Below are 13154 nucleotides of genomic sequence, written 5' to 3' on the forward strand. Positions count from 1 at the left end.
TTATTGCTTTTTGCTGTTTTATTTGTTGTTTTATTTGTTGTTTTTTTAGTTTTTTTATTTGAATTCTTGGATTGGATGGATCACCACCATTTTAATGATTAATTTTGTTATTTATGATATGTTTTATTTTATTGCTTATTGCTTGGAATTGCCAATATCAAAAAATTTATTAAGCAAAAAAAATAAAATCAATTTTTTTAACCGATCCAAACCAATGAAACTTAAATTATTGTGTTAATCAAAACCTAAGGTCATAAATCAAAAAAACGCAACGCAATATATGAAAACATATACCTTATATTTTGTTATTTTTCCAATGTAATTAATGATTGTAGTTTTTTTAAAATTATTTTTTATTTTTCAAACACCATATCTAAATTTTAACATTAAAAAAACTAAAAATAAATTAATTTATAAAAATATCGCAAAAAAAAGTATTTATTTTTTATTTTGGTTAAGTTATAATATTAGTGGATTTTAAAAGCATTATAGATGATAAAAAGACATTAAATAAAAATTGTTTTTAAATTCTTAAAATGATTTTAAGCTTGCTAATGGCTATGGCTTAAGATATTAGAAAGTTATATAAGGAAATCATTGAATAATAATAATTTCAAAAAATCTCAAAATTTCAAAAAAGGTGGGCAATATTTTTTAAGCATTTTATCGCTATTTTTACTATTTGCCATAAATTATCATTTTCTTTCAGCTACTACCAATGAGCAAGAAAAAGAATTATTTGATATTAGTTCTATTAACCCTAAATTAGGGCTTTTTGAAAACATACCAACTATAAAAGATATCTGTGAAAGAATCAAGGAATTAAATAAAGAGGCATCATTTGATAAAAAAAATTTTGTTAAAGATTCTGAAATATCATTTAAAATACTAAATGAGACATCTTTGGATTATGAATGTGAAGGTTTAATCCAAGCGCAAGAAAATGCTACCAAATTCAAAGGTCAAATAAAAGTTTATTTCCAAGTTAAACAAGATTTAAATAATATCATTAAAAATACCGATTTAAGAGAGATTCGATTAACTAAATTAAAAACTCAAGAAACTATCAAAGAATTGTTGCCACAAGTAATTATAGATAAAAATCCAAATTTAAAGTTATCAGATTTTGAAGAATTAAATTTGAAAATTCAAAATAATAATTCAGATTCAATCGTAATAACTGTTAAACCTTCTTCTAAATCATTAAAATATAAAGGGAAAGTCACATTACATGGTTCCATTAAAACAATCAATAAGCAAGTTTTAGAACAAATAAAAGGCGAATACCAATTAGAAGATCATCCCCAAATAAATTATAAACAAATTTATAAACATATGGAGAAAACAATTAACAAAGAGTTAAAAAAAGATCCTAATAATATTAAATCGGCTCTCCAAAAGGTAAAAGAGAAAACAGACAAAGAATTGCAAAAAGTTTCGCCAAATCCCAAAAATGAGGAACTAGATGCTCCCGATGCTCTAGATGTAAATGATGAAATTGTTCACATAAGTGATAAAGATACAGATACAGAACCTAAAGAAATAGTAAAATTAAATTCTAAAGTGGCTGATCATCAATCTCAATCATTTTGGCAAGAACATAGTTATTTAATTTATATTGTAATTACTAGCATCGCTATTGTTTTGTTAATTGTATTAGTGATTTTTTTATCATCTTTTAAAAAAAGAGATAATTTACAATAATTGGAAATGTTGAAAAGAGATTTAGCAATCTCTTTTTTTCTTTTTGCAAATGATTTGTGATTCGCGTTTTATCTTTTGTAATGCACAATTGATTAACTTTTTTGCAAATAACTGCTAAAAAATAACTAAAAATCAAAGAAATGGCGGACCAATTATTACCAGTGCAAGCGTCATCCTTGAAAAAAAATATCAATAATATTAAAATATTCTTTTTTACTCTTTTAATAATCGTATCTGTTTTATTTGTGTTTTTACAACATAATTTATTTTCTCAAAAGCTTTCTTTATCACCACCATCACCACCTGATATTCATTATCATGATGTGCTTGATAATTTTCATCATATAGCTCCATTAAAAAACCAAAATACTACTTTAAAACCCCAAAAATATCACCAATACCAAAAGTTATTAAAAACAAAACCAAGATCTACAAGATTTAAACAAAATCGCAACAAAAGAGAGATCAAACAAACCAAATTTTTCAAACCGGCAAAATCTAAGAATTATATTTCTAAAAGGAAAATCCAATTATTAAACACAGATTATGAAATTAACAAACCTAAATTATTAAATATTTGTAAGCAATTCCCACCACAATTAGAAGCTCAAATCCAAGATATGAATGTTTGGCACGTATATTTAGGTTCTGAAAGTCAAGACAGCAAAGCCTTAGAATGGTTAAAAAATAAATTCAGTAATCGACATTTTGTTAAAAATTTCACATATGGAATATACAATGATCAAATCCATCAATCTTATGTTTGCTTTAATTCTAAATTACAAAATCCTGTACCTGAAAAGCTTTTGTTAATTTATTTTGATGAAGGGACTAGAAAAAATACCAGTAATTGCTATTCTTTAGAAGGTTTGAAGAGTTTAGGGAATGGGGCACGTAATATGTATATATTTTGGCAATCCGAAAACCCTACTTCCTTGGGTGAAGCTAATTTTTGGGAAAAAAATTTTTATACTGATATTGTTTATGAAAAAGTGGCTGATCATAACGGACCTGCTTATGTTAATATTGAAAGTATTATTTTAAAAAAATTAGATAATAATGAAATTGTTGCTAAATTCCCAATTAAATGTCAAATTAAAGCTCCTTTTTCATTATATAATTATGATTTACAACTTCGCTTCCCTTATTATAAATATAAATCTAAAGGTTTTTTTTGGAAGACTAGTAAAATTCAAAAACTTCGTAAAGTTGATTTATATGCTATGAAAACAGGTGAAACAAGAACTCTTTATTATAATAAAGATTAAAAATAAAACAGTAGATTTATTCATTTAAATCTACTGTTTTTTGATATATTAAGGGTATCTTGGTTTTTAGTTTTTTAATTTTTAAATAAGAGTTAAAGTATCTTTGGTAATTGTTGCAATAACTAAGTTATTTAACTCTTTTTTTTGTAAAATATTTAATTTAGCAGTTAATTCGTTTTGATTGATATAAGGGGTATTAGCGAAATTAAGGGCTAAAGAGTTACCTTCATTTTGATCTTTAACTTGGACTAAAACAGGAACTGGAGAATGTAATTTGCTCAAAGCATAAGCATATTTAAGATCATCTACTACAATAGCATTAATTTTTCCTTTTAAAGCCATTTGGATAACGCCATATGCTAAATAATCTGTGGTATTTGTGGGTTCATATAAACTTGTCATAAATTCATAATCAACATATTCTTCTGCTTTGTGATTGATTTTAGCCATATAAGACACTGCTACTTCGGGATAAAGACCAGAAGCTGATTCCCCCGATAACATAGTAGCTGTGGTTCCTTCTAAAACAGCGTTCCATACATCACTAATTTCGGCTTTTGTAGGACGAGGATTTTTTTGCATTGATTCTAACATTTGAGTAGCTACAATAACAGGTTTTCCTGCATTAAGACAATCTTGAATCATTTGAGTTTGATATAGGGGGACTAATTCACCTGAAACTTCAATTCCTAAATCACCACGAGCTACCATAATGCCATCAGAAACAGCGATGATATCTGCTAAGTTATCTATTCCTTCTTGGTTTTCAATTTTAGAAATAATTTTAATATTTTTATTTTGACAAGAATTTATAATTTCTTTGACATCTGAAACATCTTGAGTGTTTCTGACAAAAGAAAGAGCTAAAAAATCATATTTTTGTTGACAAGCAAAAGTGATATCGCGAGCGTCTTTTTCAGAAATATAAGGCATTTTTAATTTAATATTAGGGACATTAACGCCACGTCGAGATTTAACTATATGAGTATTTTGAGCCTTAGTTACTAATTCACGATTTTGTTCATCTTTCTCAATTACTTTTAAAGTAAGATAACCATCATCAATAAAGATAGAATCATCTATTTTAATATCATCGTAAAGTTCATAATAGTTAATGGAAAACTTTTCTTTGGTTCCTAAAACTTCTTTAAAAGCTATTCTTACTTGAGTATTTTTTTCAATTTGGACTTGTCCATCAAATTCATGAGTACGAATTTCAGGTCCTTTGGTATCTAACATAGTTGCTACATAAGTATTTAATTCTTGATTAATTTCTTGAATAACTTTAAGATTTTTTTTACTATTTTCATAATCAGCGTGAGAAAAATTAAAACGCGCAACATTAAGGCCATTTTTAACTAATTGCTTTAAAATAGTTTTATCTTGGCAAGCAGGACCTAAGGTACATACTAATTTGGTTTTATTCATTTTCTGACATCCTCGATTGTTTTCTATTTTTATTTGTTGATTTGTTTGTGTTTGTGTTTTTTTGTGTTTTTTGATTTTCTTCTTGCTTTCTATGACTTTATTTTCTTCATAACTTTGAACTATCATTAATAGTTTAGTGATTGCGAGTTATTGATACATTACTTGGTATGCACCAACTTATATCAAATATTAAAGATGGCTAGCTCAACTTAACTTATTTTTTAACAATTAAACTTTGACCTGTCATTTCTTGGGGTTTGTTGATGTTTAATAATGCTAATAAAGTAGGTGCTACATCACACAAAGAACCTTGTTTTAAAGCGATTGTTTGATCTGTTACAATTAATGGAACTAAATTAGTAGTATGAGCTGTATGAGGATTTCCTTTGTCATCTGTCATTTGTTCTGCATTGCCGTGATCAGCTAAAATACATGCTTTGCCACCAATAGATAAAATAATATTAACAAGTTCTTGTAGACAGGTGTCAACTGCTTCAATAGCTTGAATAGTTGCCTTAAGGCAACCGGTGTGCCCTACCATATCAGGATTAGCAAAATTGAGAATTAAAGTTTGATATTTGCCTGATAAAATAGCTTTTTTAGCACAATTTGTAATTTCAAAAGCACTCATTTCTGGTTTTAAGTCATAAGTTGCAACATGAGGGGAAGGAATTAATACTCTATCTGCATTAGCAAGTGATAGTTCTTTGCCTCCATCAAAAAAGAAAGTAACATGGGGATATTTTTCAGTTTCAGCCACTCTTAATTGGTTTAGTCCTGAATTTGCAATTACTTCGCCATAAATATTGTTTAAAGCTTCTTTTTCAAAAGCCACTATACCCTTAACATGTTTACTATATTGAGTCATAGTGACTAAACAAAGATTATGAATTACTTTATCGCCGGTAAAATTAGTTTTTTGTGGTGAACAAAAAGCGGAGGTTAACGCAGGATTTGATAAAGCAGTTGCTAAACGCATAGCCCGATCAGGACGGAAGTTGACGAAAATAATGGCATCATTATCATCAATTAAACCATGAGGTAACACGATAAAAGGCTTAATGAATTCATCTGTAATTCCCTTTTGATAACAACTTTGGATTTCTTTTAAAGGATCAGCAATAAAAGGAGCTTTTTGGGAAGTTAACATATTATAAACTAAGTTTAGGCGATCCCAATTATTATCACGATCTAAGGCATAATATCTACCTGAAACCGATGCTATTTGAAAGCCATAATCAAGGCATTCTTTTAAATAATTTAACCCTGAATAAGGCGAGGCGTCTCTGCCATCAGTAAAAGCATGTAAATATGTTTTTTTTTCTAAGCCATGTTGTTTTGATAAATCAAATAAAGCTTTAAAATGATTTAAATGAGAATGAATCCCGCCAAGAGAAATTAAGCCCAAAAGATGAAGTTTACTGTTGTTTTTTTTAACATGCGCGATGGCTTTCAAAAAAGCTTGATTTTGAAAAAAAGATTGATCTTTAATAGCTTTGTTAATTTGAGTTAAGGATTGATAAACGATTCTACCAGCGCCTAAATTAAGATGTCCTACTTCACTATTGCCCATTTGTCCTTCAGGCAAACCAACTGCTTCACCAGAAGCTTTTAAAGTGGTGTGGGGATAATGTTTTAAAAGATAATCTAAATAAGGGGTTTTGGCTAAATAAAAAGCATTATTTTCTTTTTTCTGAGATAGTCCTAAACCATCTAAAATAATGAGACCGACAAATTTTGTTGAAAGGTTCATTTGCATCAAAACTCCTTAATTTATTCCATATTATTCTTGATTCCCGAAGACTATTGCAAACAAACGGCGAGTTCTTTGTTTGCTTCTTTTGTCAATTTGTCAATTTAGTTTTCTCATTTATTTTTGGTTTTTTTGGTTAGCTTTTAGTTTTTACGTTTCAGAGTCAAGATAGTCGCGAGATCCTTTGTTGTAACCGTAAATGTAAAGTCCGAATGACATTAGCAACAAATATTTGATTGTTGATAGTTTTTTGCCAGATTTTCCAGTTTTATAACCGATTTTGAATGTTATTATCTGAAGTGCGATTGCCAAAATCATCAATAAGATGAAAATGATTTGTACAATTGGTTGGTTATCCATGAGTTTTGTTCTCCTTTTTTGGTTTTTTTGTTTTTTTATTCTAAATATAGATAATAAGGGTCTTTTAGATCATCAAGGAAAACAATAACCTTGATAGTGATTTATAGTGTTTTTTTATATACTGTTAATTATTATAGGTCAAAAGTTAATAGTGATTAAGTTAAACAAAATATTATTTTTTTAAATTATAAAAAACTTTTAAACCTAAATAAGGAGCATGTGCCATTTGTTCTTCGATTCTTAATAATTGATTATATTTAGCAATGCGATCAGTACGAGAACAAGAACCAGTTTTAATTTGACCAGTATTAGTAGCAACAGCTAAATCAGCAATAGTAGTATCTTCGGTTTCGCCACTACGATGAGAAATAACAGCTGTATAAGATGCTTTTTTAGCCATTTCAATAGTTTCTAAGGTTTCTGTTAAGGTTCCTATTTGATTTAATTTAATTAAGACTGAATTAGCTATTTTTTGTTTAACTCCTTGAGCTACTTTTTGGGTGTTGGTCACAAATAAATCATCCCCTACTAATTGAATTTTGTGTCCTAATTTCGTTGTTAAAGTTTTCCAGCCATCCCAATCATTTTCGTCCAAACCATCTTCAATAGAAATAATTGGATATTTAGCCACTAAGCTTTCATAATAACTAATTAATTCTTGGCTACTTAAAGCTTTATTATTTTCAGAAGCTAAAACATATTTTTTAGTATCTTTGTTATAAAATTCTGAGGCAGCTACATCCATGCCTAAAAAAATATCTTTACCAGGAACATAACCAGCGCTTTTAATAGCTTCAATAATAATTTGTAAAGCCTCTTCGTTAGAATTCAAATCAGGAGCATATCCGCCTTCATCTCCTACTGTAGTGGGTATCTTTCTGCTTTTAAAAATTTTAGCTAAATGATGAAAAACTTCAGCACCATAACGTAAAGCTTCTTTAAAAGTAGGTGCTCCTGTTGGTAAAATCATAAATTCTTGGAAATCAACACTATTAGAAGCATGAGCACCGCCATTAATAATATTCATCATTGGAACTGGCATTTGCTTTGGTTGTTTGCCGCCGATATATTCATAAAGTTCTAAATTATAATAATTAGCTGCTGCTTTAGCGCAAGCCAAAGAAACACCTAAAATAGCATTAGCTCCTAATTTTGATTTATTAGGGGTTCCATCAAGTTCAATTAATTTAGCATCAATCATATTTTGTTCAACTACAGGATAACCTTCTAATTCTTGGGCAATAATTTCCATGACATTAGTAACAGCTTTTTCCACGCCTTTGCCTAAGAATCTTTGAGCATCGCCGTCTCTTAGTTCAACAGCTTCATGTTCACCAGTAGAAGCACCTGAAGGAACAATGGCTCTTCCTGTGCTACCTCTTTCTGTATATACTTCCACTTCAACAGTTGGATTTCCTCTGGAATCTAAAACTTCACGAGCAATAATTTTACTAATAAATGGCATAAAAGCTCCTTTTTCAATTAAGATTTGGTACATAAATTTAATATGGGTAAATGGGTAAATGGGTAAATGGGTAAAAATAAAAAATAGGTAAAACGATAAAAAGCAATTAATACAAAATACAAAAAATAAAGGGGGGCAAATAATTAAAAAAATGAAAAAACTGATTCCCAAATAGTCAATTCATCAACCAATAAATATTATAATGTTTTTTTGATCAAAAATATGATTTAATGTTAATAAATTTAATAAATGTTTGAAAATAGCGAAAAAAATGAAATGAAACGAACGACAAAAAACAAAAAAAAGAAATAAAAAAAACTTCCAAAAAAAGTTCCCTCAGTTAGACTTTTTGGTCTAACTGAGAACTTCATAAATTTTCATATTTTAAAATTTAAAAAAATTTTATTTGCATAAAAAGAAAAAAAAGTTTATAATAATAATGTGCTTTTTAAATAATGTAAATTCTTAAAAATAATAAAAATAGAATATTTTTACATATTTACATATCTTATTATTAAATATTCTTTTCAAACCTTATTATTCAATAATAAAGAAATGAATTTGGTCAGGGCTTAATTGAAGCAGCCATAAGTTTTTTTATTATGTGGGTGATAAGGTTTGAAAAGGTTGTTTGAAAACTAAAATTGTTAAAAAATAAATCAAAGAGTTTTAATTTTTGTATAAAATTATCCAAAAAAATAAAAAAATCCAGAAAAGAAATAATTTAATTTTTTTATCATTTGATAATATTTTTAAAATTGTAATTTTATTTAATAAAATCATTTATTCACTTAATGTCAATAATATTGATTACTTAAAATAACATAAGGAAACAATAAAAGAAATTAAATCAAAAAAATAAAAAAGAAAAAAATAATTTTGTTAATCTAAAAAAAGCATAAAAATAGATATTAACAACATCTTTAAATAAAAGAAATTAAGGTATTATATGAATTGGTTGTTTTTTAAACAAAACGAAAAAAAACAGTTAAAATTATTGACTAATTTTCATCATTCTTTGCAAGGAAAACCTTTTTTAATAGAAGAAACAACATTAAAGGGGAAGAAAATTAAAATAGAGTTTTATTATTTATCACAAAGCAAATATTACGATAACCTTTTTCAATCAAGACAATTCGCTATTTGGACAGCTGATAAGGGAGTTTATCGTCTTTTAATTGACCAAGAATATTATCACAATTTTCAACCTTTATATCAGAAAGAAATAAATGTTATTTGGTTAGACTTTATCATGCAAATTTATCATAAGGAAATCAACTTAATTAATCGAATTAAAATTATTTTTTTAACCGCTTTCCTTCCTCTTTCATTCATAATTTTTTTCATCATTAGTCGAATAACACACAAAGCATTACTTTTTATTCCTTTCATTATTTTATTAACTATCATCTTTTTAATAAATTATTGGATTAAAAATCAACAGAAGAATTTATCCTCATTTAAAGATCAAAAATTTCAGACAACGTTAAAAGAAATTAAACAATTTTTAGGAGAATTATTTTTTGAAGAACTTTTAGAAAAGCAAAAAAATTATAACCCTTCTTATTCACAATATATCCCAAACAAAAATGATCAAAATAATAATTAAATATTAAAAAATATCATCGTTTCAAAAAGAAAGGAGTATTTCCAATGATTTATGATGGCATCGTTATCGGAGCAGGACATGCAGGAGTAGAAGCCGCTTTAGTGTTAGCTAAAAAACATAAAACCTTATTAATTTCTGGTTCTTTGAGCCAAGTTGCTTCTTTACCTTGCAACCCTTCTATCGGCGGACCCGCTAAAGGAGTTGTTGTCCGTGAAATAGACGCTTTAGGCGGAGTCATGGGGAAAGCTGCAGATTTAGCTCAAATCCAAATTAAAATGCTTAACTCTTCCAAAGGACCTGCAGTAAGGGCTTTAAGGGCTCAAATTGATAAATTAAAATATCCTCAAGTGATTTTAAAAATGTTACAAGAAGCTTTTAATTTAACTTTATTAGAAGGATTAGTTAACAATTTATTAATCCAAGACAACCAAATTAAGGGTGTATGTCTTGTAAATGGCCAAAAGATTTATGGAAAAACCGTTATTATCACCACAGGAACTTATTTAGCAAGTCAAATTTTAATTGGTTCAACTAAAAAAGCATCTGGTCCCAACAACAACCCTACTACTTATGGAATTAGCCAACAACTAAAAGACTTAGGTTTTGAAATTATTCGCCTTAAAACGGGGACTTCACCCCGAATTAAAAAATCCACAATTGATTACACCCAAACCCAAATCCAATTAGGAGATAACCGCTTACAAACTTTTGGTTTCGATAGTCCTATTAAAACTCTCAATCATCAAGAACCTTGCTTTTTAACTCACACAAATGAAAAGACACATCAAGTAATTCAAAAACATCTTTCAAAATCAGCTATGTATGGCGGTCATATTAAAGGGATAGGCCCGCGTTATTGTCCTTCTATTGAAGATAAAGTAGTTCGTTTTTGTGATAAAAATAGTCATCAAATTTTCATTGAACCAGAAAGTTTATTTTTAAATGAAATGTATTTACAAGGTCTTTCAACCAGTATGCCTGAAAACGTACAACATGAAATGTTAAAAACTATTCCTGGTTTACAAAATGCTGAAATTACAAAATATGCTTATGCAATTGAATATGATGTTTTCAACCCTAATCAATTAAAAAATACCTTAGAAACTAAAAAAATTTCTCACCTTTTTTTCGCAGGACAAATGAATGGAACTAGTGGTTATGAAGAAGCGGCGTGTCAAGGATTGATGGCAGGTATTAATGCTTCTTTGAAATTACAAAATAAACCTGCTTTTATCTTAAAAAGAAATGAAGCTTATATTGGTGTTTTAATCGATGATTTAATTACTAAAGGGACTCAAGAGCCTTATCGTTTGTTAACTTCGCGCGCCGAATTTCGTTTATTGTTAAGACATGATAACGCTGACTTACGTTTACAAGATTATGGTTATCAACTAGAATTAATAGATGATAAAAGATATTATGATTTTAACATCAAAAAAGAAAAGATCAAACTATTGTTAGAAAAATCCCAAAATTTAGAAATTTTAGCTAATGAATCTAACTTAAATTACCTCCAAAATTTAAATTCTTCCCCTTTTATTGGAAAAACAACATTATCACAATTATTAAAAAGACCTCAATTAAATTATCAAGTATTACAATATTTTTTAAAAGAACAAGTTGATCAAACCATTTATGAACAAGTGGAAATACAAATTAAATACAAAGGTTATATTGTGAAAGCACAAAAAGAAGCTCAAAAATTATTAAAATTAGAAGGAAAGAAAATTCCTAAAAAAATCAATTATTTAAAAATTCATAATTTATCTCAGGAAGCAAAAGAAAAATTAAACTTTATCAAACCAGAAACTTTAGGACAAGCTTCTAGAATATTAGGAGTGAACCAAGTAGATCTTTCTATCTTATTGGTTTATTTAGAAAAACAACATGCTTTGTTGTGATTTATTAAAACAAACATTTAATCTTAATAACAAACAATTAGAACAATTTGATTTTTATTATAGATTTTTGATAGAAGAAAATCAAAAAATGAATCTCACCAGATTAACTTCTTTATCAAATGTTTATTATAAACATTTTTATGATTCTTTGGCTTTAACAAAAGTATTTGATTTTACACAAATTAATAATCTTTGCGATGTTGGTTCAGGAGCTGGATTCCCCAGTTTTCCTCTGAAAATTATCAATCCACATTTAAACATTTACATTGTAGAATCTTCTTTAAAAAAAATTAGTTTTTTAAAAAAATTAGCCTTTTGTTTATCTTTAAAAAATATCTTTTTTTTTCATCAAAGAGCGGAACATCATAACCCTAAAACCCAAAATAAAGGTTATGATTGTGTTGTCACAAGAGCCTTAGGAAATTTAAGTTTAATTTTAAAATGGTGTTTCCCTTTGATTAAAAAAAAGGGGTATTTTATCGCCATGAAAGGTAAAAATTTTGCACAAGAATTAGAAGATAATCAAAAACTATTAAAAAAATTAAAAATTGATTTAACAACAATAAACCAATTAGAATTGCCAAGTAATTTAGGCACTAGAGCTAATTTATTATTCCAAAAAAAATAAGACCACATATAATTGGTCTTATTTTTTTTTATCGCCCATCAATCTTAATAAAAGACTAAAAATTCTGATAAAGATATGAATTAAAGTTGATGTAAAAATTAAAGATATTTGCCATTCGTATTTTTTAGGCATTCCTTGTTGAATCATTTTCTCAGTATAATCAAAATTAAGAGCTAAATGCAAAGATACAAAAACTAACATAACTAAACTGATAGGAATTGTTAAAATACTATTATGAATCATGTCTTCCAATGATGTTCCAATGTTCAACATAATAAGAACCAAGCGGACCAAATAAGCAATTAAAAGGGCTACACCACAATTAAACATAATAGTTCTAAATCTATTAGTAACTTTTAAAACCCCTTTATAATAAGCATGAGCCATAATTAAAAAGACAATAACAGTTGAGAATATAGCAATAAAAGCTATATCAATCCATTTTTGATAAAACGCATTAACAAAAATAAATAAAACGGATAAAATAAGTCCTTCTATAAAAGCATAAAGTAAACTCAACATTTTAGAATTGTGAATTTGAGTCATTCCCATTTGATAAACAAATACACTTGCAAAACATAATATTAACATGCCGTAATATAAACTGGAACCACCATGATTGACTATATTTAATCGATTTTTTAAAATCATAAAAAAAGAAATAGCAGTAATAGAGGCTATAAGTAAAAGCAAAATAGTCTTAAAAGCAATACCTTTTCGATTTGCTTGAAGTTTATAATCACTTGTTTCATCAAAAGAAAGAAATGTATTTTGAATTGTTTCTAAAGAATCATTTACTTTAATAATATTATTTGATTTCATTCAAAAAACCACCTTTTTTTATTAATTCATAATATTTAATATCTTAAATTTAACTATTTTAATGAATTATATACTTATTTTTTAAATCATTACTTTTATATTTATAAATAAACAAGTACACCTATATATTACTTTTTTTTCAAACAAAATGCAAGTTATTTGTCTTTTTATTTGAAAAAAATTGATATTTAATGTTCATTATTTGTCAAATAAAAA

Annotated in this window: 9 protein-coding genes; 5 read left to right on the forward strand and 4 right to left on the reverse strand. The window is 27.3% G+C overall.

What is annotated here, in order from left to right:
- Positions 1-597: 597 nt before the first annotated feature.
- Both CHTY_RS02095 and CHTY_RS02100 read left to right on the forward strand, forming a co-directional pair.
- Positions 598-1704 (forward strand): hypothetical protein, encoded by a 1107-nt coding sequence (locus tag CHTY_RS02095; protein ID WP_203552274.1) that lies wholly within the window; start codon positions 598-600, stop codon positions 1702-1704.
- A gap of 140 nt (positions 1705-1844) precedes the next feature.
- Positions 1845-2972 carry a hypothetical protein gene (locus CHTY_RS02100; RefSeq protein WP_203552275.1) on the forward strand — a complete coding sequence of 376 codons (1128 nt, stop codon included), beginning with the start codon at positions 1845-1847 and terminating at the stop codon, positions 2970-2972.
- 81 nt (positions 2973-3053) lie between these two features.
- Here the strand turns inward: CHTY_RS02100 and pyk are convergent, their stop codons facing one another.
- From pyk to eno, 3 genes are all read right to left on the reverse strand, one after another.
- Positions 3054-4400 carry a pyruvate kinase gene (pyk, locus tag CHTY_RS02105; protein ID WP_203552276.1) on the reverse strand — a complete coding sequence of 449 codons (1347 nt, stop codon included), beginning with the start codon at positions 4398-4400 and terminating at the stop codon, positions 3054-3056.
- Between the two features lie 214 nt (positions 4401-4614).
- Positions 4615-6159 carry a 2,3-bisphosphoglycerate-independent phosphoglycerate mutase gene (gene gpmI / locus CHTY_RS02110; RefSeq protein ID WP_420887593.1) on the reverse strand — a complete coding sequence of 515 codons (1545 nt, stop codon included), beginning with the start codon at positions 6157-6159 and terminating at the stop codon, positions 4615-4617.
- 526 nt (positions 6160-6685) lie between these two features.
- Positions 6686-7978 carry a phosphopyruvate hydratase gene (eno, locus tag CHTY_RS02115; RefSeq protein WP_203552279.1) on the reverse strand — a complete coding sequence of 431 codons (1293 nt, stop codon included), beginning with the start codon at positions 7976-7978 and terminating at the stop codon, positions 6686-6688.
- A gap of 949 nt (positions 7979-8927) precedes the next feature.
- Here eno and CHTY_RS02120 point away from each other — a divergent pair.
- The 3 genes from CHTY_RS02120 to rsmG are packed head-to-tail and all read left to right on the forward strand — an operon-like array spanning position 8928 to position 12116.
- Positions 8928-9587, forward strand: coding sequence for a hypothetical protein (locus CHTY_RS02120; protein WP_203552280.1), 660 nt, complete (start codon positions 8928-8930; stop codon positions 9585-9587).
- Between the two features lie 44 nt (positions 9588-9631).
- Positions 9632-11488 carry a tRNA uridine-5-carboxymethylaminomethyl(34) synthesis enzyme MnmG gene (gene mnmG, locus CHTY_RS02125; RefSeq protein ID WP_203552281.1) on the forward strand — a complete coding sequence of 619 codons (1857 nt, stop codon included), beginning with the start codon at positions 9632-9634 and terminating at the stop codon, positions 11486-11488.
- Positions 11475-12116, forward strand: coding sequence for a 16S rRNA (guanine(527)-N(7))-methyltransferase RsmG (rsmG, locus tag CHTY_RS02130; protein ID WP_203552282.1), 642 nt, complete (start codon positions 11475-11477; stop codon positions 12114-12116). The genes mnmG and rsmG overlap by 14 nt, the downstream gene beginning before the upstream one ends.
- An 18-nt stretch (positions 12117-12134) precedes the next feature.
- On the opposite strand, the gene CHTY_RS02135 is transcribed toward rsmG, so the two are convergent.
- Complete coding sequence (locus CHTY_RS02135) at positions 12135-12938, reverse strand: Bax inhibitor-1/YccA family membrane protein (RefSeq protein WP_203552283.1); 804 nt, start codon at positions 12936-12938, stop codon at positions 12135-12137.
- Positions 12939-13154: the final 216 nt, after the last annotated feature.

This window comes from Candidatus Phytoplasma meliae (genome assembly GCF_016876135.2).